This is a genomic window from Neoroseomonas lacus (assembly GCF_014644535.1).
In the GTDB taxonomy this organism is placed as follows: domain Bacteria; phylum Pseudomonadota; class Alphaproteobacteria; order Acetobacterales; family Acetobacteraceae; genus Neoroseomonas; species Neoroseomonas lacus.
Genome location: NZ_BMKW01000010.1, coordinates 18454 through 41278, shown reverse-complemented (window position 1 = coordinate 41278; position 22825 = coordinate 18454). Strand labels below are relative to the sequence as shown.

General features: G+C 68.3%; 21 protein-coding genes. 9 read left to right on the top strand and 12 right to left on the bottom strand.

Annotated features, from left to right (window positions below; all coding sequences use genetic code 11):
• Window positions 1–18: 18 nt before the first annotated feature.
• Window positions 19–909 carry an SMP-30/gluconolactonase/LRE family protein gene (locus tag IEY36_RS19500; RefSeq protein WP_188969866.1) on the bottom strand — a complete coding sequence of 297 codons (891 nt, stop codon included), beginning with the start codon at window positions 907–909 and terminating at the stop codon, window positions 19–21.
• Window positions 910–913: 4 nt separating this feature from the next.
• Window positions 914–1918: a Bug family tripartite tricarboxylate transporter substrate binding protein gene (locus tag IEY36_RS19495; protein ID WP_188969864.1), complete on the bottom strand. Its 1005-nt coding sequence runs from the start codon at window positions 1916–1918 to the stop codon at window positions 914–916.
• Between the two features lie 247 nt (window positions 1919–2165).
• Between IEY36_RS19495 and IEY36_RS19490 the strand changes: the two genes are divergently transcribed.
• The 4 genes from IEY36_RS19490 to IEY36_RS19475 all read left to right on the top strand — a co-directional run bounded on the left by IEY36_RS19490 (window position 2166) and on the right by IEY36_RS19475 (window position 5846).
• Window positions 2166–3026: a tripartite tricarboxylate transporter substrate binding protein gene (locus IEY36_RS19490; RefSeq protein ID WP_188969862.1), complete on the top strand. Its 861-nt coding sequence runs from the start codon at window positions 2166–2168 to the stop codon at window positions 3024–3026.
• A 71-nt stretch (window positions 3027–3097) separates the two neighbouring features.
• Window positions 3098–3775 carry an RraA family protein gene (locus tag IEY36_RS19485; protein WP_188969860.1) on the top strand — a complete coding sequence of 226 codons (678 nt, stop codon included), beginning with the start codon at window positions 3098–3100 and terminating at the stop codon, window positions 3773–3775.
• A gap of 27 nt (window positions 3776–3802) precedes the next feature.
• Window positions 3803–4810 (top strand): hydroxyacid dehydrogenase, encoded by a 1008-nt coding sequence (locus IEY36_RS19480; protein WP_188969857.1) that lies wholly within the window; start codon window positions 3803–3805, stop codon window positions 4808–4810.
• A gap of 64 nt (window positions 4811–4874) precedes the next feature.
• Entirely contained in the window at window positions 4875–5846 is a 972-nt protein-coding gene (locus tag IEY36_RS19475) for a Bug family tripartite tricarboxylate transporter substrate binding protein (RefSeq protein WP_188969855.1), read from the top strand.
• A 19-nt stretch (window positions 5847–5865) separates the two neighbouring features.
• Here the strand turns inward: IEY36_RS19475 and IEY36_RS19470 are convergent, their stop codons facing one another.
• The 4 genes from IEY36_RS19470 to IEY36_RS19455 all read right to left on the bottom strand — a co-directional run bounded on the left by IEY36_RS19470 (window position 5866) and on the right by IEY36_RS19455 (window position 10387).
• Complete coding sequence (locus tag IEY36_RS19470; protein ID WP_188969853.1) at window positions 5866–6942, bottom strand: amidohydrolase family protein; 1077 nt, start codon at window positions 6940–6942, stop codon at window positions 5866–5868.
• 375 nt (window positions 6943–7317) lie between these two features.
• Entirely contained in the window at window positions 7318–9384 is a 2067-nt protein-coding gene (locus tag IEY36_RS19465; RefSeq protein ID WP_188969851.1) for an ATP-dependent helicase, read from the bottom strand.
• A 41-nt stretch (window positions 9385–9425) separates the two neighbouring features.
• Complete coding sequence (locus IEY36_RS19460; protein WP_229681436.1) at window positions 9426–9635, bottom strand: recombinase family protein; 210 nt, start codon at window positions 9633–9635, stop codon at window positions 9426–9428.
• 461 nt (window positions 9636–10096) lie between these two features.
• Window positions 10097–10387, bottom strand: a complete 291-nt coding sequence (locus IEY36_RS19455) for a hypothetical protein (protein WP_188969848.1) — start codon at window positions 10385–10387, stop codon at window positions 10097–10099.
• Between the two features lie 970 nt (window positions 10388–11357).
• Between IEY36_RS19455 and IEY36_RS19450 the strand changes: the two genes are divergently transcribed.
• Window positions 11358–11588: an IS3 family transposase gene (locus IEY36_RS19450; RefSeq protein WP_188969846.1), complete on the top strand. Its 231-nt coding sequence runs from the start codon at window positions 11358–11360 to the stop codon at window positions 11586–11588.
• 198 nt (window positions 11589–11786) lie between these two features.
• The gene (locus IEY36_RS30720; protein ID WP_229681435.1) at window positions 11787–11972 is read left to right on the top strand and encodes a hypothetical protein; all 186 of its coding nucleotides are present in this window, start codon (window positions 11787–11789) and stop codon (window positions 11970–11972) included.
• A gap of 78 nt (window positions 11973–12050) precedes the next feature.
• Here IEY36_RS30720 and IEY36_RS19440 read toward each other — a convergent pair whose 3' ends face one another.
• From IEY36_RS19440 to IEY36_RS19425, 4 genes are all read right to left on the bottom strand, one after another.
• Window positions 12051–13058, bottom strand: a complete 1008-nt coding sequence (locus IEY36_RS19440; protein ID WP_188969844.1) for a Bug family tripartite tricarboxylate transporter substrate binding protein — start codon at window positions 13056–13058, stop codon at window positions 12051–12053.
• 63 nt (window positions 13059–13121) lie between these two features.
• Window positions 13122–14459, bottom strand: a complete 1338-nt coding sequence (locus tag IEY36_RS19435) for an NAD(P)/FAD-dependent oxidoreductase (protein WP_188969842.1) — start codon at window positions 14457–14459, stop codon at window positions 13122–13124.
• Between the two features lie 5 nt (window positions 14460–14464).
• The gene (locus IEY36_RS19430) at window positions 14465–16465 is read right to left on the bottom strand and encodes a hydantoinase B/oxoprolinase family protein (protein WP_229681464.1); all 2001 of its coding nucleotides are present in this window, start codon (window positions 16463–16465) and stop codon (window positions 14465–14467) included.
• A gap of 5 nt (window positions 16466–16470) precedes the next feature.
• Entirely contained in the window at window positions 16471–18516 is a 2046-nt protein-coding gene (locus IEY36_RS19425) for a hydantoinase/oxoprolinase family protein (protein WP_188969840.1), read from the bottom strand.
• Between the two features lie 121 nt (window positions 18517–18637).
• On the opposite strand from IEY36_RS19425, the gene IEY36_RS19420 reads away from it, so the two are divergent.
• The gene (locus IEY36_RS19420) at window positions 18638–19549 is read left to right on the top strand and encodes a LysR family transcriptional regulator (RefSeq protein ID WP_188969838.1); all 912 of its coding nucleotides are present in this window, start codon (window positions 18638–18640) and stop codon (window positions 19547–19549) included.
• Window positions 19550–19762: 213 nt separating this feature from the next.
• Window positions 19763–20020 carry a hypothetical protein gene (locus IEY36_RS19415; protein WP_188969836.1) on the top strand — a complete coding sequence of 86 codons (258 nt, stop codon included), beginning with the start codon at window positions 19763–19765 and terminating at the stop codon, window positions 20018–20020.
• Window positions 20021–20088: 68 nt separating this feature from the next.
• On the opposite strand, the gene IEY36_RS19410 is transcribed toward IEY36_RS19415, so the two are convergent.
• Together IEY36_RS19410 and IEY36_RS19405 are read right to left on the bottom strand one after the other, a co-directional pair.
• A complete protein-coding gene (locus IEY36_RS19410; protein WP_188969834.1) occupies window positions 20089–21009 on the bottom strand; it encodes a DUF6282 family protein in 921 nt (306 codons plus the stop codon).
• 37 nt (window positions 21010–21046) lie between these two features.
• The gene (locus IEY36_RS19405) at window positions 21047–21838 is read right to left on the bottom strand and encodes an HpcH/HpaI aldolase family protein (protein WP_188969829.1); all 792 of its coding nucleotides are present in this window, start codon (window positions 21836–21838) and stop codon (window positions 21047–21049) included.
• Window positions 21839–21982: 144 nt separating this feature from the next.
• Here IEY36_RS19405 and IEY36_RS19400 point away from each other — a divergent pair, with 144 nt between their 5' ends.
• Window positions 21983–22792 carry an IclR family transcriptional regulator gene (locus IEY36_RS19400; RefSeq protein WP_188969827.1) on the top strand — a complete coding sequence of 270 codons (810 nt, stop codon included), beginning with the start codon at window positions 21983–21985 and terminating at the stop codon, window positions 22790–22792.
• The last annotated feature ends 33 nt before the right edge of the window (window positions 22793–22825 follow it).

The window sequence follows — 22825 nt, the reverse complement described above, 5'->3', positions numbered from 1 at the left end:
CTTCGGCACCATGGTGCGCTATTCCAGCCGCGCGCGCAGGATGCTGCCCGTCTCGCTCTCCGTGATGAAGAGGTCGCGCTTCTCCGGGCCGCCCAGGCAAAGATTGGTCGTCGACGCGCCGGCGCAGGAGGCGATTGTAAGCGTCGGCTCCGCCCGCCCGTTGAAGCGCCAGACCGTGGCGACGCCGGTATGGGCGACCAACAGGTTGCCGTCGCGGTCCCAGGCCAGGCCGTCTGGCCCACCGGGACCGCCATGCAGATGGATGAAGATGCCCGCCTTGGTGACCGCGCCGTCGCCATGCAGCGGCAGCCGCCAGACTTGGTTCGCGCGCGTGACGGCGACGAGGCAGTGGGATAGGTCTGGTGCCACGACGATGCCGTTCGGGCTCGGCACCGTGTTGATCAGCAGGTCGAGCCTGCCATCCGGTCGCAGGCGGTAGACCCGCCCCGTGGGATCGTGCAGGCCGGTCTGGCCCTGATCGGTGAAGAAGATGCTGCCATCGGCGCCGAGGGCGAGATCGTTCAGCCCCTTGAACCCCTCGCTGCGCGCGGTCTCCAGCAACGGCGCGACCGCGCCGGTGGTGGGGTCGATCCGCAACAGGCCGCGCTTGTAGTCGGTGACGAGCAACATCCCGTCGGGCGCCAGCTTCATGCCGTTGGGCCACCCGTCGTACTCCGCGACCTGATCCCAGGCGCCATCCTGCGTGATGCGGAAGATTCGCCCGGATGGGATGTCCGTGACGTACAGCCTACCCTCGGCGTCGAGGCAGGGGCCTTCGAGGAAGCTGTCGATCTCCCGCCCGCCGCGGTTCCAGCGCGCCCATTCGGTCGCTCGGGGGCGGCGAAAGCGGTCGGGCAGGCGGGTGAAGACCTCGGTGCCAATGCGCGGCGGCGGTGCGAAATATCCCATCGCCCTACTGCCGCTCGATGCCGCTGGTCTCGGCGACGACACGCCAGCGCGCCGCCTCCTCGGCGAGCAGCACTGCGAAGCGGGCCGGCGGCATGCCTCCGGGTTCCGAGGCCAGGGAACCGAGGAAGTCGCGCATGTCCTGCGCCTCCAACGCCTTTGCCACCTCGGCCTGGAGACGATCCACCACGGCATCCGGTGTGCCGGTCGGCGCGGCCAGGCCCGACCAGTTCACCACACCTTCCCCATTCGGCCCGAAGGCTGGCAGCCCGGCCTCGGCGAAGGTGGGCACCGAGGGCAGCGCGGGAGTGCGGTGCGTGCCGCTCATCGCGAGTACCCGCAGCGACCCGCCCTGCACATGGCCGAGCGCCGAGCCCAGCGAGACCATGACAAGGTCCACCTGGCGCGACAGCACACTGGTAACCGCCTCCCCCGCGCCTCGGAAGGGCACGTGCAGCATCCTGATGCCGGCAGCCTGGGCGAAGGCGGCGGTCGCGAAGTGCGGCGCGCTGCCGATGCCGCCGGTACCGTAGGTGATCTTCTCCGGATCCTGCTTCGCGGCCGCGATGAGGCCGGCGAGGTCGCGCCACGGGGCGTCGCGGTTCACGGCGAGCATTACGGGGGAGAAGGCGCTGATCGTCACCGGCCGGAAGGCAGTGGCGTGGTCGAAGGGCAGACGCTGAAACAGGTAGGGCAGCATGGCATAGGTGTTGTCCATCGCCAGCAGGGTGTGCCCGTCCGGCGCGGCGCGCGCGACCTCGGCGGCGCCGATCGTGCCAGTCGCACCGGACTTGTTCTCCACGACCACCGGCTTTCCAAGGGCCTCGGAAAGCTTCGGTGCGAGGCGCCGGGCGATGGTGTCCACCGCGCCGCCCGGCGCCCAGGCGACAACAATGCGGATCGGTCGGGAGGGCCAGGCCACGGCCTGAGCGAAGGAGGGCCGGGGTTGCCCGGCGAGGGCGAGGGGCAACGTCGTGAGGCTGGACCGGATGATCTGGCGGCGGGAGAGCATAGGTGCGGTTCCTTCCCTGGCGTGCCCCAGCTGCATCTGCGGAGCTTGTATTTCGAAACGACGTTTCGTTATAAGCGGGCGCCGTCTGGGCGTGTCAAGCAATCCCGCGGCTCAAGGAAGGAGAACCGCCACGATGCCAGGACCGGGTTTCGGCCGGCGCGCTACCCTCTTAGGATCCGCAGGGGCACTCGCGCGCCCGGCATTCGCCCAGCGCGCCTGGCCGGCGGGCCGGCCCATTGAGATCGTCGTGCCCTTCGCACCCGGCGGCGGCATGGACGCCATGGCACGCACGACAGCACCCTTCCTCGCGGCGAAGTTGCCGGGCGCGCGCGTGGTGGTGAGCAACCGCCCCGGCGCCGGCGGTCAGGTGGGGACCGAGGCGGTGGCGAATGCCGCGCCGGACGGCTTCATCCTAGGCGCCTGCGCAACGCCCACGGTGCTCAGCCAGCCGATCGAGCGCCCGGTGCGCTGGCGCCCGGCTGAGCTGACCTATCTCGCCCAAGTCGTCGAAGATCCCTGTGGGCTTTTCGTCCGCACCGACAGCCTCTTCAAGGACCTACCGGAGCTGTTGGCGGCCGCGCGGGCGCGCCCGGGCGACGTCGCTTATGGCACCGCCGGCATCGGTGGCGACGACCACATAGCGATGCTTCTGCTGGAGGAAGCCGCCGGCGTGCAGCTGAACCATGTGCCCTTCAATGGCACCTCGCAGCTGCTCGTCCCGCTGCTCGGCGGGCAGCTCCAGGTCGGCGCCTTCAACATCAGCGAGGCGCTGCCCCTTCTGCGCGAACGCGCCATCCGCGGCCTCGGCCTGGCCGCCGAGGCGCGCGACCCGGCCGCGCAGGATATCGCGACCTATCGTGAGGCCGGTGTGGACGTCGTGTTCTCCGCCGGGCGCGGCATCTTCGGCCCGCCCGGCCTTCCGGATCCCATCCGTAAGGAGATCGAGGCTGCGTTCGCCGCGATCTTCTCCGATCCGGCCTGGACCGACGCGGCGGCCCGCGCCGGCCTGCCACTGAAGCCGCTGGTCGGCGCTGCCTATCGCGACGCGGCGCTGGGCGGGGAGGCGGCGCTGCGCGCCCTCTGGTCCCGGCGCCCCTGGCGCGAGTGACGCACAGTACTAGAATTTCGTTTCGAAAAGTTGGGCCGCCAAGCGGCCCGCACATTCAGGAGAGCATGAGCATGGCTGTCGGGTTCAGGATCCTGCCCCGCGCACGCAAGGTGGCCCCCGAGGCGGTCGCGCGCTTCCGCGACCTGCCCGTCGCCAATGTCAGTGATGTCATGGCCCGCATGACCGCCGGCGGGCCTCGGCTTCGCCCCATGCATGCACGCGGCGTGCTGGCCGGACCCGCCTTCACGGTGAAGACCCGCCCGGGTGACAACCTGATGGTCCACAAGGCGCTCGCGCTCGCCGAACCCGGCGATGTCATCGTCGTGGATGCTGGCGGCGACCTGACCAATGCCATCATCGGCGAGTTGATGCTCGCCCAGATGATCAGGCGCGGCTTCGGCGGCATCGTCATCAACGGCGCGATCCGCGACAGCGCCGCCATCCGCGCGCAGGGCTTCCCGGTTTTCGCTGCCGGCATCACGCATCGCGGCCCCTACAAGGACGGCCCCGGCGAGATCAACGTTCCGATCGCACTGGACGGTATGGTTATCGATCCCGGCGACCTGGTGCTGGGCGACGAGGACGGCCTGCTCTGCGTCCCCTTCGCCGAAGTGGAGGCCGTGCATGCGGCGGCCACGCAGAAGGCGGCAGCCGAGGCGCGCCAGATGGCGAATATCGAGGCCGGCACCCACGACGCATCCTGGGTCGACGCGACGCTGCGGCGTCTCGGCTGCGACGGCCTCGCCTGACCCGACCCGTTCTGAGGAAGACCCCCGATGCCCCAGCACCCCACCGCGAAGCCCGCGGTCCTCGTCACCGCTGCGAAGCTCGCGCCGGAGGCAGTCACCATCCTCGAAGCCGCCGGCTTCACCGTGCCCTGCACCTCCGCCTATCCCTCCGAGGCCGAGTTGCTGGTCGCCATCGCCGAGCATCGGCCGGTGGCGCTGCTGCACCGGCAGGGGATCATCAACGGCACTGTGATGGATGCGGCAGCGCCCGCGCTGCGGGTGATCGCGCGTCATGGCGCCGGCGTGGACGGCATAGATCTCGCGGCGGCCGATGCACGCGGACTGACCGTGACGCGCGCTGCGGGGGCCAATTCGCGCTCGGTCGCGGAGCATGCGATGGCGCTGATGCTCACCCTGCTGAAGGACCTGCCCTCGGTCGCCACCGGCATGCGTGACGGGCTTTGGGAGAAGACCTCCCGCATGACCCGCGACGTGGAGGGCGTGCAGCTCGGCATCGTCGGCTATGGCGCCATCGGATCCAAGGTCGCGCGCTTCGCGGACGCCTTCGGCATGCGAGTTGCCGCCTACGACCCTCTCCGACCGGCGGGGTCGCTGCCAGGTCCCGGGGAGCGCGTCGCTGACCTGCAGACCCTGCTGGCTCGCTCCGAGGTGCTGTCGCTGCACTGCCCGCTGGATGCGACGACGCGCGGGATGATCGGCGCGCGGGAGCTCGCCGCCCTGCCGCGCGGCGCTATCCTGGTCCACACCGCCCGCGGCGGCATCGTGGATGAGGCAGCGCTTCTGGCGGCGCTCGAGTCCGGGCAACTCGCCTGGGCAGGCGTGGACGTCTTCGCGCGGGAGCCGCTGGATACCGCCAGCCCGCTGCGCGGCCATCCCCGGGTGCTGCCCACACCGCACCTTGCCGCGAACACACCCCGCGGTGCGGTCGGCATGTCCACCATGGCAGCGGACTGCATTGTCGCGGTGCTCGCCGGGCGCGTCCCAACGATGGCCGGCGCCGTGGTCATCCCGGGTCGCCTGCCCGTGGCGGCCTGACGCGATTCACGACAGCGCGGCCGCCCGGCCTAAGCAGATCACCACTGGAGAGGAAACCATGAGAATGCCCATCATCGCCACGCGCCGTAGCATCCTGGCCACAGGGGTCGCGTCCCTACCCGCGCCGGCCCTGGCCCAGCCCGCCTGGCCGGCGGGGCGGCCCATCGAGGTCATCGTCGGCTTTGCGCCCGGCGGCGGGACCGACGTGATGGTACGCGCGCTGACGCAGTTCCTCGGCGCCGAACTGCCGGGGTCCAATTTCGTCGTCGTCAATCGGCCTGGGGCGGGCGGCGAGACGGCCTATGTCGCGCTGCAGACCGCCCGGCCGGACGGCTACACGCTCGGCACCATCAACACGCCGGGCTACCTCTCGCTCGGGGTTCAGCGCCGGGTGCGCTATGACCGCGCGCAGATCCGGCTGATCGCGCGCCTGGTGGATGACCCGAGCGCCTTCGTCGTGCACAGGGATTCGCCCTACCGGTCGTTGCGCGACTTGGTCGAGGCGGCGAAGCGCCGGCCCGGGACGATCAGCGTCGGCTCCTCCGGCATCGGCACCGACGACCATCTCGGCCTGACGCTGTTGGAGGCGGCCTCAGGCGCCGAGTTCATCCACGTTCCCTTCGCCGGAGCCGGGCCATCGCGCAATGCCGCGCTCGGCCGGCAGATCGACGTCGCCGGCCTGAACCTCGGCGAGATCGGGATGCTGGGGCAGGAGAACCCGATGCTGCGCGCCCTCGCGGGCATGGGCGAGCGGCGCTGGGAGCTGATGCCAGACGTGCCTACCTTCCGTGAGGAAGGCTACGACGTGCTGATGAGCAGCGAGCGCGGCATCGGCGCGCCGCGCGGCATCCCCGACGAGGTCGCAAGCCGGCTGGAGGATGCGATCGCGAAGGTGATTGCCGCGCCCGAATGGGCGGAGAGGGTCCGGCAGCTCGAACTGGCGATGGCCTTCCTGCGCGGGGCGGAATGGGAGGCACAGTTGCCGGCCCAGCTCGAGCGCTACCAGCGGATCTGGGAGAGGACGCCGTGGCAGTGAGGGCCGGCGCGGTGCGTGCCTAAGGACGCAGCGCCTCGCAGCCTGGCGCCTCACGCAAGCGATAGACGCGCGTCGCCGTGCCGGCGAAGAGGGCGGCGCGCTCCGCCTCCCCGGCGCCGGCCGCGAGGCGCTTGAAGGCATTCCAGAGCACGCCGTAGCCACACATGCCCTTATCCACGGGGAAGTTGCTCTCGAACATGCAGCGGCCGGCGCCATAGGCCTCGATGAGCGTGTGGACGACTGGTCGCCAAGCCTGCTCCAGCTCAGCCGAGCTCGGCGGCAGGTCGCGTAGGTGGAACTCGTGGCCGCCCACCTCCATGGCGAGGCCGCCGAGCTTCATCACAGTGTTAGGCAGGGCGGCGAGCGCTAGGACCTCCCGCCGCCATTCCGCGAAGGCTTCCTCGCGCCGTCCGCCATAGGGGCCGACGCCGAGCAGGCCACCGCAGTGATTCGCGACCACGGTCAGCTCAGGCACGGCGCGTGCGACGGCGTGCACGAGCGGCAGCTGCGTCTGGTAGGCCCAGATGTCGAGCACGAGGCCGTGCGCGGCCAGCCGGCGGGCGCCTTCGACGAAGCGGGGATCCTCGAGCGATCCCGGTGGCGGCCTTAGCAGGTTCGAGCGCACCGCGGGCGAAGGATGCCAGGCGGTCCGGTTGCGCACGCCACGGAAGCGGGACCGCGCTGTCGCGACATGCGCTTCGAGCAGAGGTACCACCCGGTCGCCGAGGGTGAGGTCCACGTATCCGACGATACCGGCGCAGGCGCGCGCGGGCCCGTAGGTGCCGCTGGCGCTCGCAGCGGCGATGCCGTTGACGAATTCGGTCTCGCCGAGCGAGCGCTCCTCGTCGGGCCCAGTCGCACGGTACATCGCGCCGCATTGAACGAAGACCGTCGCGCTGACGTTGTGGCCCTCGCCGGCGTCGCGCAGCAGGTCGTCGAGGAGGTAGCGCTCTGCCTCGCGATCCCAGAGGTGATGGTGCGGGTCAACGATTGGCAGCGCGGGATCCAGCGGTTCCTCCCGCCGCTGCGCGAGCCAATCCGGACGGACCGCGATCTGGCGCGACGGCGTGAGGCCTGGGGCGATGGGGATGGTCATGGGGTTGAGAGTGCCTGCCGTCGGGAGAGCAGGGCAAGTCGGGGCCCGCGGAGTGGCAGGCGAAGGACCGCAGGCGTCGATTTTCTTGTCCTCCGCTGAACTTTGGCACAGTGGCTGTTCGACCTTTGCGCGTGCTTGCAGTGCGTCTTCGCGTCGATCTGAAGCACGCGGAACGAACGTCAGCTTTTGGGCTCGGGCCGAAACGGTTCCAACGATTTGGATGGGCTCAAAACCGACAATCAGGAATCGATTGCCAAAGGCGGACTTCGCGAATCTCCTTCCAGCCGACTCGACGTCTCCCTTTCATCTCCACATACTTGGACGGCAGATGGCAGCGTCGATTTTGTCACCTGAAATGGCGGTGCGCCGCGGCCGTCAGCGCCACATTCCCCTCATCTGAGCGGCGATGTCGATGCGTGGGCCGATAGACGCGCTGCTCGACGGCGCACTCCCCTGACTTCCCGGCCAGCTCAGGTAATCGAAGTGATCGAGTATCTCGCGGGGAATGAAGCGGGTCCGAGAGGCATAAACGTGTCGGTCGCCCTTGGCGCGCTGCCCATGCGTATAGAATCGCTGAGGCAGCATCAGGTGCAGATCGTCCTTCGCACGGGTCATGGCGACGTAGAGCAGCCGGCGCTCTTCCTCGACTTCTCGCGTGCTGCCGGTGCCAAGATCCGACGGGATGCAGCCGTCCACGGCATTCAGCACAAACACAGATCGCCATTCCTGTCCCTTCGCCGAATGGATCGTCGATAGGATCAGGTAGTCGTTGTCGAGCGATGGCACTCCGGCCTCGTCGCTCGTCGCTGCGGGCGGATCCAGCGTCAGTTCCGTCAGGAACCGCTCCCGCGACGGGTAACCGGCGGCAATGCCCTGGAGTTGGAGTAGGTCGGCAAGGCGCGTCGAGGCGTCATCGTGCAGCCGCTCCAGGATCGGCTCATACCAGCCGCGGACCTGTTCGAGCTGCGCTGGCCATCCCGCAGCACCGCCGCGAAGTGTGGCCAGCAGCGTGACAAGTCCGGCCCACTCGCCGCCAATCCGCGGAGGCACCGGGAGGCGGCCAAGGGCCGCAATCGGGTCAGCCGCGGTGGCCATGGCTTCCAGCGTGCGGCGCGCCGTCGCCGGCCCTGCGCCAGGCACGAGCAGCATGACGCGGAACCCGCCGACGAGGTCGCGCGGGTTCTGCGCAAAGCGTAGCAGCGCCAGCACATCCTTCACATGCGCGCTGTCGAGGAACTTCAGCCCGCCGAACTTCACGAAGGGTATGCGTCGTCTCGTCAGCTCGACCTCCAGCACGGCGCTGTGGCTCGCGGTCCGGAACAGCACGGCCTGCTGCTTCAGCGTCGCACCTGCCTCGCGGTTCTCGAGGACACGGGTCGCGATGAAGCGCGCCTGCTCCGTATCGTCGCGCACGGTGACAAGCTCCGGCCGCTGCCTCCCTTCGCGATCAGTCCACAGGTTCTTCGTGAACCGCTCCTTCGCCAAGCCGATGACAGCGTTCGCAGCATCGAGGATCGGTTTCGTGGAGCGGTAGTTGCGATCGAGCGTGACGACCGCCGCCGCTGGATCGAAGGCGCTCGGGAAGTCCAGGATGTTGCGCACCGTCGCGGCGCGGAACGCATAGATCGACTGTGCGTCATCACCTACCACCGTCAGGCCGCGGCCATTGGGCTTCATGCTCAGCAAGATACTGGCCTGCAGTCGGTTGGTATCCTGGTACTCATCGACCAGAACGTGATCGAAGCGACCGCCGACATCCTCCGCCAGGACGGGATCAGCGAGCATCCGCGCCCAGTAGAGAAGCAGATCATCGAAATCGAGGACGCCCTGCGCCTGCTTGGCCTCGACATAGGCCGCGAACAGCGATCGCAGTTCAATTTCCCACGACGCGCACCAGGGAAAAGATTCGTTCAAGACATCGCACAGCGCAGCACCGCTGTTCACGACACGGGAATAGATCTCCAGGCAGGTGACCTTGGCGGGGAACCTGCGTTCAGTGCGGGAGTAGCCCAGTTCGTCGCGAACCAGATTCATCAGGTCCGCCGAGTCCTCGCGGTCGTGGATCGAGAAGTCTGGCGCGAGGCCGATCTGCTCCGCGTACTCGCGCAACAGCCGCACGCCGATGCTGTGAAACGTCCCAGCCCAAGGCAGCCCGGCCGCAAGGATGCCGGCGCGCTCCCCCATGACCTGCGTACAGATGGTCTCGGCGCGTCGGGTCAGGTCGCTCGCTGCTCGGCGGGAGAAGGTCATGAGGAGGATGCGATCAGGATCGGCGCCGTTCACGAGCAGATGCGCCACGCGATGCACAAGAGTGCTTGTCTTGCCTGAGCCGGCGCCCGCGATGATCAGTAACGGCCCGGGCGCCCCGCCGGCTGCGTTGATGCCGTATTCCACCGCTCGCCTTTGCTCCGGATTGAGCTTTTCGAGGTATGGAGCGGTCATAGTGCTGGTCGGGGCATGGCGCCGTCGAGTGTCCCAGTTTCCTATTTTGTTCGCAATCGGCAAGTGGGCCACCGTGCCAGGGCCTTGGCGAGTTCGGGCCTGTCGTTCTTCCGGCCGCTCTCGACCTCGACGAAAACCGGGGCGAGCAGCCTGTCGCCGGGCCGCAGGAAGGACCGGATGGCGGCTTCCTGGGCTTCCAGGCCGAGACCGCTGCGGCCCTGGCTCTCGGTGCTGACACGGACGTAAGCCACGAAGGATCGGGATGGGGTGGAAGGCATGGGGTTGCCCCGTTGCAATTCCCCTTCAGGCCTCCCGCCGGCAGGCGATGTCAACAAGAGTCATCCACCGATGGCAGAAATAGATAAGTATGGCGACAAGGTATGCCGTAGTTTCGGCCGATCCTCTAAGTTCGATGGCAGTGCGATGTCGCCGACCACGACTCGATACACGACCCGCCCCAGGCCTCGACAGAAGTCACTTCGCAAAGTCGGCTAAAGGTCGTTGTTCTTGTAGTCGTACCCACCCCGGTCGTCTTTCGAGAACCCGCCGTACCCCGCGGCGTGCTTCGGGTCCCCCCGTAGGCACCCCACCCCCGAGGGCGCAGCCGCCGGAGCGGAACACCCGACCCGACTTCGGGTCGCCCGCAGCCACCCATCCGGGGGCGCCGCCGCTCGCCCATTCGTCGCGGCCGTGCGCGCCGTCCAGCCGGCTGCTAGGCGGTCTGTGGCCGCACCCGCCGCGCTGCCCGGCGCAGGAGCCAGCCGGCAGGGCCGCGGGCCTCGGCAATCGCCTTTTCGAGGACACGCAACTCGCCCTCTGCCTTGCTCCGCGCGAGGGATGCGTCGAGGGCCTGTCCGCGTGCAGACTGCGCTGCAGCCAAGAGTGTCTCGACCTTACGGGCCATGTAGGCGTCGGTGCCCCGCTCTTCGAATTCCTTCAGTTTGGACTGAGCGTCGGCCAGTTCCCGGGCTAGGCGCGCGATCTTCGCATCTTTCTCAGCCACCCCCGCTACAGGCTGACGGGTCCTCTTTGATTTGCTCCCCATTCCGACAACGGACGGTTTGCTCGGTCGGTTCTTTCTGCTCACCATGCGCGGCACTCTACCCGCCCTCGGTCGCGACAGGCAGCCCCGGAAGGCCGCCGTTACTGCCAGCGGACGGTGCGAGGCGCGGCGGGTCTGCTCATCGGTTCGTGAGAGCTGGGGGACTTGGTCGAGCACTTCGTGTTCTTGATTCGTTCTCTTCACTCGGGCATGTTCCGGCCATGTCGGACACCCCACCCCAACGCCCCGACCGCCCCCCGCTGCACACCCTTCTGGACGCCGCGACGATGCGCCGAATGGAGAGCGTTCGGCGGATCGCCCTGGCCCGGGGAGAATGCGCCCAAGCCATCGGGGAGGACATGCGGGACGTGTTGCTGGCCCGGCATCCCGCGCTGCCTCTGCCAATGATAGGCGGCGCCGTTGCCTCGCTACAGTCCGAGGGCCGGCCCCAGCCACCGCGCCCGCGGGCCGTTCGGAGGTTCGCCCGCCGGCTCGGCTTCGGGTCCGTCTATAAGGAGGATGCACCATGACGCCGCGGCGGGGTTCGGTCTCGATGCTTGACGCGCCCGCCCCGGACGCTGCGGAGGCCGGGCAGTGGGTCTCGGTAGCGTGCCGCTGCGGCCATCACACGGCGCTGGGGCCGCAGAGCTATGGCGCGGCGTCGTGCCGGCTTCGGGACCTTGGCCGCTTGCTCCGATGTCGGCAATGCGGGACGCGGGGTGCGGTCAGGGTATGGTTGTCGGAGCGGTAGGTTCGACGTGAGGGCCTACCGGCTCGACTGTCCACCGGGCGTATGTCGTAGCGACGATGTGGGCGGAAGCCATCGCCACTCCACCAACAACAATATCGTAGGCGGGGACTCCCAGATCGGCGAACACCCGGACCCGAACGGCCGCGGCGCGGCCCCTATCGCCGCGCTGAGGACGACGCCGTGCTGGCCGAGATCCGCGCCATCACCGACGCGCGCCCGACCTACGGCTATCGCCGCGTCACGGCGCTGCTCAACCGCACCAGGTGCAACTACGGCGAGCCACCGCTCAATCACAAGCGCGTCTTTCGCCTCATGCGCCAGGCTTCATTGCTGCTGCAGCCCCACACCGGCCGGCGCGCCATCCGCACTCACGAGGGCACCGTCATCGCCGCGGCATCGAACCAGCGCTGAGCGTCGGACGGCTTCGAGATCGCCTGCNTCGAACGGCGCTTCGATGCGCTGCGCGCCCCGCAGCCCGTCCAGTGGCTCGCCGACAACGGCTCCGCCTACACCGCCGGCGAGACCACCGACTTCGCCGTCGCGCTGAACCTCGTCGCCTGCTTCACGCCCGTCCGCAGCCCCGAGAGCAACGGTGTCTGCGAGGCTTTCATGAAGACCTTCAAGCGCGACTACGTCCGCGTGAGCCCAAGGCCAGACGCCATCTCCATCCTGCAGCGCCTGGCCGAATGGTTCGAGGACGACAACACCATCCACCCTCACAGCGGTTTGCGCATGCGCTCGCCGCCTGAGTTCATCGCTGCGCAGTCAGCAACCCAAGCCACGTGTCCGGCTTGATGGGGGCAACTCCAGATCGGCCGGCGCCTCCGCTAACCGGCCAACTGAATGGTCTTAGGCATTCGGCGACGGAAATACTCAATCCGCTGTCGCGCCCGATGCGCGCACCAGCGGCCCCCAGGTGACCACCTCCTCGGCGACGTAACGGGCAAAGCGATCCGGCGACCAGCCCGGCATGCCCGGCGTGCCCATCTCGACGAAGCGCGCCGCGACTGCCGGATCGGTCAGCGCAACCTGCACCGCCGCATTCATACGATCGACGATCGGCCGCGGCGTGTCCTTGGCGGCGAACAGGCCGAACCAGGAATAGGCCTTGTAGTCCGGCACCCCGGCCTCGCGCATCGTCGGGACATCCGGCAGGATGGACGAACGTTCATCCGCCGTCACGAACAGGCACTTCGCCTGGCCCGAGAGATGATAGGGGCGCAGCAGGCCGTAGATGTCCTGCACGAACTGCACCTCGCCCGCCAGCAACGCGGCCAAGGTCTGGGAGCCGCTGCGATAGGGCACATGCACCACCTTGGCGCCGATGCCGGTGACGAAATTCGCATTGGCCAAATGCCCGGTGGCACCAACGCCATTCGAGCCATACTGGTACTTGTCCGGATTGGCGCGCAGCGTCTCGATCAGCTCAGCCGCCGTCTTCACGTTCCAGCCGGCCTGCGTGACCGCCAGCACCAGCGGCACGAAGACAGTCGGGGACACAGCGGTCAGGTCGGTCACGGGGTCATAGGGCAGGTTCGGATAGAGCGCCTTGGCGATGCCGGTGGAGGACAAGGTCGCATGCACGAAGGTGCTGCCATCCGGCGGTGACTTCGCGACGAAATCGGTGCCGAGCGTGCTGCCGGCGCCGGGGCGGTTCTCGATCACCACGGGCTGGCCGAGATAGGCGCTCAGCTTCGGTGCCAGGATGCGAATGGTGAGGTCCGTGCCGCCGCCCGGGCCGTAGGGCACGATGATGCGGATCGGCCCCTGCGGCCAGGTGGATTGCGCATGCACCGCCGGCGCGGCGAGCCCGGCCAGCGGCACCGCCAGCAGCCGCCGCCGCCCGACCAGGGTGGATAGGGGTCCGGATTCGTCACGCATGTTGGAAGCCTTCCTGTTCTGTGATGCGATGCCCGTGCGAGGATCGGTCTGGCTCGTTGCGGCTCAAGCGGCCGGTTTTTGGGCGCGGCGATGGTCGAGCCAATCGCGCGCCTGGTAATAGGTGCCGACGATCGGCAGGAACCACGGCGTGCCGTGGAACAGCGGATGGGTCGGCATGGCGCCGCCATCGAAGGCGTTGATCGGGCCATCCGGCTTCTCCAGGATCTTCCGTGCGATCCCGTGGCCGAGCCAGTTCATCATCACGACGCCGCTGCCATTGCAGCCGAGTGCGTAGTGGATGCCCTCATGCTCGCCGATATGCGGCAGGAAATCGAAGGGCACGGCGACCTTGCCGCCCCAGCTATGGCTGATCTTCACGCCCGCCAATTGCGGGAAGCGTTGCAGCATCAGCCGGTACAGGATCTCGGCCGTGACGGTCTCCCGCGCCGGAAAAAACCGCGCGCGGCCGCCGAACAGCAACCGCGTGCCATCTGGCGACAGCCGGTAATGGTTCACTACGCGGCGGGTTTCGGAAACCGCGCGGTCGTGCGGCAGGATCGACGCGGCCATGCCCGGCGGCAGCGGCTCCGTCGCGATCATATGCGTGGTGACGGGTATCACCCGGCGATGCAGCCCGCCGACCAGGCGGCCGGTATAGCCATTGGTGGCGATCACCACGGTGCCGGCATTCACCACGCCGCGGCTGGTCTCGACGCGCCAGCCATCCGCCGCGCGGCTGATGCCGGTGACGCGCACGCCACCTTCCGCCCGCGCGCCGGCCCGCCGCGCCGCGGCGAGCAGGCCACCGAAAAGCTGTGCAGGATGCAAATGCCCAGCGCGACCGATCATCACGCCGCCGGCGTAAATGTCGCTGCCGATCTCGTCGCGCATTTCCGCGACGCTGACCATGCGCGCCTCGGCCTCGGCATGTTCGTTCAGATGGTCGAGGCGCTTTTCCCAGCCGGCGCCATGGTCTGCGGTCCAGAGCGCGGTGAGGCGCCCGGTCGGATGCCAGCCGCATTGGATCTGATGCCGTTCGATGGTCGCCAGCAGATGCCGCATGCCGGCGGCGGAATCACGCAGCAACGCGTCGCGGCGCTGCGTCGCGCCGGCCACGGCATTGCCGCCGCCGGGGATCTTGCCGACATTGACGCCGCCGGTGACCTGGCCGCCGCTGCGCGTGCTGGCGCCCCAGCCGAGCCGTTCGGCATCCAGCACCAGCGGCGCCCGGCCGCCTTCGGCCAGCGTCAGCGCGCAGCTGACGCCGGCGTAGCCGCCACCGACGATCAGCACATCGGCAGTGCTGGGCAGGTCGCCTGGCGCTTCTTCGGGCGGGGCGAAGCCCTCCCACCACCAGGGCGTGGTCTGGAAATCCCTGGTGAAGATCGAACCGCGCGCCATCGGGCCTACTCCGCCGCCATCGGTGAGCGGAGCTGCGGCAGGCTGGCGGCGAGGCCCAGCCAAGCGGCGCGCACCTCCGCAGCCCCGCTGCCCTCCCGCGTGATCGCTTGCATCAGCCGGCGCTTGACGAAATGCCGCCAATGGATCGGCAGGGCGGCGAGGATCCGTGTCAGTTCGTCATAGGCATCGCGCGACCAGATGCGTTCGAAGCCTTCGCGTTCCGCGCCGAAATGGAAGTGGGGATGCGGCAGGTTGCTCCGGCGGCTTTCGCGCAGGGATTGCGTCGCCGCCGCATCCACCGCGCCATCGCGGATGATGACGCCGTAGTCAATCTCCGCCGCTTCCTGCGTGATGTAGGCGCAGGACACGTCGCGCAGCACGCGCGCCGGCTCGCGTTCGAGCGGATCGCCACGGCCGCCGCCGCCGGGGGAGGTGATGCGGATGATGTCGCCCGGGCCGGCGGTGAAGGTGTCGATGTTGTTCAGCAGCTTCTCGTCCGGCTGGCCGGGATTCAGCTTCATCTCCGAGGCGCGCCCGGCCTTGCCTCCGAGGATTCCCCAGGCCTGGAATCGGCAGCGGTCGCGGTTGCGCGCGGTGATGCGGGTGTTGGGGGTGAACACCTGGAATTCCATCTGCGTCGCCATGCCGCCGCGCCAGCGCCCGGCGCCGCCGGTGCCGGACGCCAGCCCGTAGCAACGGAAGCGGATCGGCACCTCGGCCTCGGTGATCTCGATCGGCGTGTTCTTCAGATAGGCGGCATCGGCACCGGAGCCATTGGTGCCATCGCCATGCGGCATGCCGCCGCCACCACCGACCACGGGATTGACCGCGGCGATCAATGCCTCCCCGGTGCGGTCATCATGCGTCATGACATTGACGATGGAGGAGGAACCGGCGGGCGCGGCCGGCATGCGTTCCGGCATGGCCAGCCCGAAGGCACCGATCAACAGGCTGCGCAGGCGGGCGCAGGTCAGGCTGCGCATGCCGACGGCGGCGGGAAAGCTCGGATTTACCACCGTGCCCTCGGGCAAGATGCAGGTGAATGGCCGGGTCAGCCCGTGGTTCAGCAGCAGGCCGGGGTTCAGTGTGTAGAGAACGTAGAAGACGCCGACCAGCATCAGCGTATGGCGCGGATTGCCACCGGTCGGTACGTTCAGCGACGAGGTGAGCTGCGGGTCGCTGCCGGTGAAATCCAGCACGGCGGAATCGCCGTTGATCCGCAGCGTCACAGCCAGCCGTGCCGGATGACCGTCCGGCCCATCCTCATCGGCGAAATCGGCGAAGAAGTACTCGCCGTCGGGGATGGAACGCAGGATGTCGCGCGCCTGATGCTCGGCATAGTCCAGCAGGGCGCCGAAGCCGGCGCGCAGCGTGTCGGCGCCGAATTTCGCGATCATCTCGCGCAGCTTGCGCTCGCCGGTGTTCAGCGCGCCGACGAAGGCCTTCAGGTCGCCGAGATTCTGCTCCGGCTTGCGTACATTGGTCATCATCACATCGACCAGCTCGGTGTTCAGCACGCCGGCGCGGTAGAGTTTCGATGGCTTGAAGCGGATGCCTTCCTGATGCACCTCGGTCAGCGCACGGGACAGGCTGGCCGGCACGGCGCCACCCATATCGGTGTTGTGGATATGGCCGGAGGCGAAGCAGAGCAGCTCGCCTTCATGGAAGATCGGCTTCCACATATGCAAGTCGGGCGCATGGGTGGAAAGGTAGCCGGAATAGGGGTCATTGGTGAAACCGATGTCGCCGGGCTCATAGTCGCCGACCATGGCGATGGCGGCGCCGTAGTCCAGCCCCGGATACCAGGTGGCGCCGAGATCGAGCGGCACCGCCGTGGTGCGGCCGGCGGCATCCAGGATCTGCACGGTGAAATCCTCCGTCTCCTTGACGAAGGTCGAATGCGCCGTGCGGTACAGCGTGTAGGCCATGTTCTCGGCCGCGGCGCGGGTGTGGTTCGCCAGGATCTCCAGCGTGACCTTGTCGATCAGGGGTGCCTTGCCATGCATCGTGGTCACTCCGCCGCCTCGAGGATGATGTTGCCGGTGGCGTCCACACGGGCGGTGAAGCCGGGTGGGATGCAGCTTGTGGTGTCGTCCTGCGCCACCACGCAGGGGCCGTTGAAGACCTGGCCTGCGCCGAGAGCGGCGCGGCGATACAGCGGTACGTCGTGCCAGGCGTCGTCGAAGAAGACGCGCAGCATCTGTGCCACTTCGGGCGGTCCATCCGCCGCGGGCGGCAGCCGGCGCAGGCTCGGCTTTGGGGAGGGGCCTTCCATCACCAAGCGGAGATTGACGATCTGCACCGGCGCCTCCCGGTCGCAGAAATCGTAGATGCCTTCATGGGCGCGGTGGAATGCCTCCGCGATGGCGGGCATGTCCGCGGCGTTCATCCAGGCGGGATTGAGCTGCACCTCGATCTCGAAGGACTGGCCGCGGTAGCGCATGTCGGCGAACCAGAAGGCAGCGGCCGCGCCGGTGAAACCCTGTTCGTCGCGCAGCCAGGCGAGCCCCTGCTTCTCCAGCGCCGCGGCTTCGCGCGCCAGCGCCGGCGCATCCGCCGCCTCCGCATTGATGAAGAGCGTGCGGATGAAATCGTTCTTCACATCCGCGACCAGCCCGCCCAGCGCGCTGACCACGCCCGGCCGCGCCGGGATCAGCACGCGCGCCATGCCGAGTTCCCGCGCCAGGAAGCAGCCCAGCATCGGGCCCGCGCCACCGAAGGTCAGCAGCGCGAAGTCGCGCGGGTCGATGCCGTAGCGAGCGACCATCTTGTTGACCTCGACGAACATGCCGGACAGAGCGATGCGGATGATCGCCTCCGCCGCCTGCTCGACGCCGAGGCCCATCGGCGTCGCGACGGTCTCGATCGCTGCGCGCGCCAGCGCCACATCCGGCCGGAAGGCGCCATAGGCAAGGTCATGCTGGCCGAGGAAGCCGCACACCGCGAAGGCATCAGTGATGGTCGGCCTGGTGCCGCCCCGCCCATAGCATGCCGGCCCCGGCGAGGAACCTGCGCTTTCCGGCCCCACCTTCAGCACGCCGAAGCCATCCACCCAGGCGACGGAACCACCGCCATCGCCGATCGAGGAAACCGCGACACTCGGTATATACAGCGGCAGGTCGCCGATCTTCTCGCCCAGGCCGAATTGCGGCTTTCCATCGATGATGAGCGCCACATCGGCGCTGGTGCCACCGATATCGAGGGTGATGACCTGCGGCAGTCCGGCTTCCCGCGCCACCCAGGCGGCGCCCATCACGCCGGATGCGGTACCGGATAACACCATGCCGACGCAGGCGGTCTTGCCGAGTTCGGCCGCCATGATGCCGCCATTGGACTTGGTGATCAGCGGCTGCGCGGTGACGCCGCGCCCGCGCAGCCCCTCGATCAGCCGGTCGAGATAGTCGCGGATGCGCGGATGCACATAGCCGTTGATCAGCGCGGTCGTCGTCCGCTCGTATTCCCGGATGACCGGCCAGACCTCGCTGGAGCGGAACACAAAGAGGTCGGGCGCGTGTTCCCGCACCAGTTCGACCACCCGCGCCTCATGCGCCGGGTTGCGATAGGCGTTGAGCAGGGACACCACGATGCCCTCCACGCCCTTTGCCTTGGCCTGCTTGATGGCGGAGACCACGGAAGCGTCGTCGAGGTCCCCCTCAACGCTGCCATCGGACAGGATGCGCTCGCTGACGCCGAAAATCCGGTCGCGCGGCACCAGGGGCGCGCCGCGGCTGGAGAACAGGGAATAGGCCTCCGGCATGCGCAGCCGGGCGAGTTCGATCACATCCTCGAAGCGCTCGGTGGTCAGCAGCGCCATGTTGGCGCCCTTGCGTTGGATGACGGTGTTGATGCCGACGGTGGTGCCGTGGACGAAGCTGGTGATGTCGGCCGGCTTCACGCCATGGCGTTCCTCCAGCAGGTCGAGACCGCGCAGGAGTTCCGCGCCCGGCGTATCCGGCGTCGTCAGCACCTTCAGGCTGTGGAGTTCCTCCGCCACCTCATCCCAGAGGCAGAAATCGATGAAGGTGCCGCCGATATCGACGCCAACACGATGACCCATGCGCCAGCCACTCCGCTGCAAATTCGTGACAGGCAGTATGGGCAGCGTGTCGCCCGGGTCGACCGAGAAGGTGCAGCCAGGGCATAACCAAAAGATATGGGCACATCGGAGGGCTGCCGGGATGAATGCGCGCCAACTCGAGATATTCCATGCGGTGATGCGCAGCGGCACGGTGACGGGGGCGGCGGCCTTTCTCGGCATCTCGCAGCCGGCGGTGAGCAAGGCGATCCACCTGGCCGAGCGGCGCCTCGGCTTCCGTCTGCTGCGCCCGATCAAGGGCCGGCTCTATCCGACGCCGGAGGCCGAACGCCTACTGCCCGACGCCGATCGCATCATCCGCGACATCGCCGCCTTCCAGCGCCTGACCGGGGAGGTGAAGGCGGGCGGTGCTGGGCTGGTGCGGGTCGCGGCCTCATCGACCAGCGCCACCGCGTTGATGCCGATGGCGGCGGCGCGGTTCCGCAGGACGCATCCTTCGGTCCGCATCTCCTCCCATCTTCTGCCGGCGCGCAACGTGGCGGAGGCGGTGATCGCGGGCGAGGTGGATTTCGGCCTGGCGCTGTCGCCCGTGCAGTTGCCCGGCTTGGCGGTGCGCAGCCTGGGCGCGCCGCGCATGATCTGCATCGCACCGGAAGGTCATGCCCTGCTCGACCGCGCGGCGGTGACGCCGGCCGACCTCGCGCATCATCCACTGATCTCCTTCGGCGCCGAGACCTATTTCGGCCAGATGCTGGACCAGGCCTTTGAAGCCGCGGGCCTGAAGCGTGAGATCGAATTGCAGGTGACGATGAGCGTCGTCGCCGCATCGCATGTGCTGCAAAGCGGCGGCGTTGCTGTGGTGGACAGCTTCATTCGCCATCTTGGCTTGGCCGGGCTGGGTTGGCGGCCGTTTCGTCCGGTGCTGCGCCTGCCGGTGACCCTGATGACACAGGCGCACCATCCGCTGTCCCGGCTCTCCGCCGCTCTCGTTGAGACCGTGGAGCAAGTGCTGGAGGACGATGCCCGCGCCCTGGCGGAACAAGGTGACGCGTGAAGTCAATTCCCGCAGATCATGACCGGCTCGGCCGCAAGCGTTGACGCGGGCATCAGCGCTTTGGCCGCACTACGTCGGACGCGGCAAGGTCGGAAGCGGCTGCTTGGCGCCGCTAGCAGTCGCGCAACTCGTGGACCACCTGCTGCGCTCCAACTTCCGGGTCACGCGACGACTGCCGAAGGCTAGGCTGCATGGGCAAGGGTGGTGATGCCCGTGCCCGAGCGCTTGTCCCGCTTCTGCCGCGCTTATACCTCGGCAATCTTCACCTATGAACGGATGCGGATCTTCATGCGAGCCGGGCTGGCGGGCAATGCCTTCAACCGCCGCTATCTTGACCATGTGGCCAAGAGCATGCTGGCCCCAATGGCCGAGGAGATCACGGCCGCGGAAGGCCGCCACCATGCGACCACGGAGCATATGTGGAACCTCCATGGCGGCACCGTCTTCAGGGGCACCCCCGGCGTCATCTGACATCTGCCAACACCGAAGGATCCCGGCCCGGCGACCGACGCCGCGGTGAGCCGCTTCCTGCGCGGCCTCTAGGCGGCGTCCAGCCCCAGCAGCCGCGCTGCGTTGGACCGCACTAGCTTGCCGATATTCACCTTCGAGACCTGCTGGTCGAGCAGCAGGCTCACCACCTGGCGGAAGCCCTCCACCGGCCGCGGCGAGCCGAGCAGGCCGAGATCCGAGGACAGGATGGTGCGGTCTACCCCAGCGACCTCAATCAGGTGCACCAACTCCTCCGGCGTGAACTTCTTCGACTTACCTTCCACCCACATGCAGATCGAATGCTCGATATGCGCGCCCAGCGAGACGAGAGTGCGGATGTCGTCGTCGGTGCAGCCGATGAGGTAGGTCGGGTGGTTGACCAGCATGCGCTTCACACCGCGCTTGCCGGCCTCTTCGAAGACCTTGATCATCTCGGCGGCATCCAGATGGCCGCCGGCGAGTATCACATCGGCCTCGGCGATGATGTCCAGCACCTGCTTGGTGTCGTCGGTGATCACGCCATTCGCGTCGGTCGCCCGCAGCGGAATGGCATCGAGCATCTTCTTGGCCGTCTGCGGGAAGGTCTTGCCCTGGCCAAGGATTTGCTCGATGTGGTTCGCCGCTGACAGCGTCGGCATCCACACGATCTTCGCGCCGATCTTCACCGCATGGTCGACCGCATGCGGGTTGATGCCGCCCGAGGCGTTGTTCAGCGCGATGCCGGAGAACAGCTTCACGCCGAGCTCCGGGAACAGCTTCTCGAGCATCACCGCGTGGGAGACGCCGAGGTAGAAGTGGTCCTTGTAGAGCAGCGCGCTGAACTTCGCCTCGGCGCAATCCAGCAGCGCCTCGTGATGATCGAGGGTGCGCGGCATAGCGGCCGGGCCCGAATGACAATGCAGGTCCACGGCGCCGACCAGCAGTTCCGCGACCTCGGCGGCGCGCGCCGTATCCTGGGTGGTGGTGCTCATCTCGTCATCCTTGTCTTGCGTATGGGTGCCGCGCCGGTCAGGCCAGCTGCGCGGCGCCGAGGTTGCGGATATCGGCCAGCGCCTTGCTGGCCGCCTGCTTCATCAGGCCCTGGTCGGAGGAATAGACGAAGGCGGTCGCGCCGATGCCGCGCAGCCATTCCGCCTCCTTCATGCCGCCGACGAAGACCATCACCGGCTTGCCGGCGCGCCTCGCCGCCGCAGCGATACGATCCACCGCGTCGCGGATCGCCGGCGCATCGTTGGTGGGCGCACCCATCGCCGCGGTCAGGTCGCCGCGGCCGATGAACAGCGCGTCAATCCCGTCCGTCGCGGCGATGGCGTCGATCTCGTCCAGCGCCTCGGGGTCCTCGATCTGCGCGACAACGGTGACGCCGGCGTCGGCCGCGGCGATGTAGTCCCACATCTTGCCCCCGCCATAGCCCGCGGCGCGCACCGAGCCAGAATAGCCGCGCTTGCCGCCACGGTAGCGGCAGGCCGCCGCAACCTGCTCCGCCAGGGCGGCAGTCGCGACATGCGGCACCAGCACCCCCGCGGCGCCGCAATCCAGCACGGAAAGCAAGTGATGCGGCGAGGGGCTCTGCACCCGCACCAGCCCCGCGGCACCGGTGGCGCGGGCAGCGAACAGGGCGGCGTCGGTGGATTGGCGGTCGAAGGGCGAATGCTCCTCATCCACCACCAGGAAATCGAAGCCGAGGCCACCCAGAATCTCCGATCCATGCAGCGTCGGCGTCTTCAGGAAGCTCCCGGCAAGGATGTCGCCGCGCAGCAGGCGCGCGCGAAAGCTGTCGGCGACAGGGGACAAGGCCATGGACGCGGTTTCCATCGATAGCGCCCGGGCGATTTGACCGAGCTGATAATGTTCTGATAGACGGAACGATAGCGCTATTATTAGACCATCCCGCTCTGCCCGCGCGAAGTCAAGGTCGCCCGGCCGCCAAGGAGAACACTCAGAATGCCGCAGATCGGTGGCGCGCCCTCGGGCGACGGGCTGCAGGCGGTGGCCATGGCCATCCGCATCCTCGAATACCTGGCGGAACAGCGCGGCGGCATCGGCGTCACCGCGCTCGCCCGCGCCTTGGGGACAACGAAGAGCCGCGTGCATCGCCACCTGCGGACGCTGGTAGAGACCGGCTACATCGTGCAGTCGCCGGAATCGGAGAAGTACCGCGTCGGTAGCCGCCTGGTGACGCTGGGCCGCACGGTGGCGGAGAATTTCGACCTCTCGGCCCTGGCGCGCGAGGAGATGCGCGCGCTGCGCGACACGCTGGGCCAATCCGTGGTGATCAGCCGCGTCGAGGTCACCGGCGCGGTGGTGCTGGCGACGCTGCCCGGGCGGGAGGCGATCGAGATCGCGGTCAAGCCCGGCTCGATCCTGCCGCCGCACTGTACGGCGCAGGGCAAGCTTGGCCTGGCCCACGCCGAGCCCGCGGTGCGGGAGCGCGTGCTGCTGTCGCGGCTCGACATGCGCACGCCGCACACCATCACCAGCCCCACCGTGCTGCGCGAGGAGCTCGCCCGAATCCTCGAACGCGGCTGGGCGGTGGCACCCAGCGAGAGCCTGCTCGGCGTCAATGCGCTGGCCGCGCCCATCTTCGAAGGCGGCGGCGGCATGGTTGGCGCCATCGCCATCCTCGGATCGATCCAGTTCATCGAGGCCGAGCCCTCCGCGCTGCAAATCCGGCATCTGCGGCAGGCGGCGGCGCGGATCTCGGCGCAGCTCGGCGACGTAGGGCGCGACGGCGTTGACAGCTTGCCGCGCTGACAACAGAGTAGGACCTGCTGCCGGGACGATGTT

Bases quoted from the DNA above. Each gene is read 5' to 3' on its own strand.
- IEY36_RS19400 (WP_188969827.1), top strand. From the start codon at position 21,983: ATGCCGCAGATCGGTGGCGCGCCCTCGGGCGACGGGCTGCAGGCGGTG.
- IEY36_RS19475 (WP_188969855.1), top strand. From the start codon at position 4,875: ATGCCCATCATCGCCACGCGCCGTAGCATCCTGGCCACAGGGGTCGCG.
- IEY36_RS19480 (WP_188969857.1), top strand. From the start codon at position 3,803: ATGCCCCAGCACCCCACCGCGAAGCCCGCGGTCCTCGTCACCGCTGCG.
- IEY36_RS19495 (WP_188969864.1), bottom strand. From the start codon at position 1,918: ATGCTCTCCCGCCGCCAGATCATCCGGTCCAGCCTCACGACGTTGCCC.
- IEY36_RS19430 (WP_229681464.1), bottom strand. From the start codon at position 16,465: ATGCATGGCAAGGCACCCCTGATCGACAAGGTCACGCTGGAGATCCTG.
- IEY36_RS19470 (WP_188969853.1), bottom strand. From the start codon at position 6,942: ATGACCATCCCCATCGCCCCAGGCCTCACGCCGTCGCGCCAGATCGCG.
- IEY36_RS19435 (WP_188969842.1), bottom strand. From the start codon at position 14,459: ATGGCGCGCGGTTCGATCTTCACCAGGGATTTCCAGACCACGCCCTGG.
- IEY36_RS19465 (WP_188969851.1), bottom strand. From the start codon at position 9,384: ATGACCGCTCCATACCTCGAAAAGCTCAATCCGGAGCAAAGGCGAGCG.
- IEY36_RS19485 (WP_188969860.1), top strand. From the start codon at position 3,098: ATGGCTGTCGGGTTCAGGATCCTGCCCCGCGCACGCAAGGTGGCCCCC.
- IEY36_RS19405 (WP_188969829.1), bottom strand. From the start codon at position 21,838: ATGGCCTTGTCCCCTGTCGCCGACAGCTTTCGCGCGCGCCTGCTGCGC.
- IEY36_RS19500 (WP_188969866.1), bottom strand. From the start codon at position 909: ATGGGATATTTCGCACCGCCGCCGCGCATTGGCACCGAGGTCTTCACC.
- IEY36_RS19440 (WP_188969844.1), bottom strand. From the start codon at position 13,058: ATGCGTGACGAATCCGGACCCCTATCCACCCTGGTCGGGCGGCGGCGG.
- IEY36_RS19425 (WP_188969840.1), bottom strand. From the start codon at position 18,516: ATGGGTCATCGTGTTGGCGTCGATATCGGCGGCACCTTCATCGATTTC.
- IEY36_RS19420 (WP_188969838.1), top strand. From the start codon at position 18,638: ATGAATGCGCGCCAACTCGAGATATTCCATGCGGTGATGCGCAGCGGC.
- IEY36_RS19410 (WP_188969834.1), bottom strand. From the start codon at position 21,009: ATGAGCACCACCACCCAGGATACGGCGCGCGCCGCCGAGGTCGCGGAA.
- IEY36_RS30720 (WP_229681435.1), top strand. From the start codon at position 11,787: ATGAAGACCTTCAAGCGCGACTACGTCCGCGTGAGCCCAAGGCCAGAC.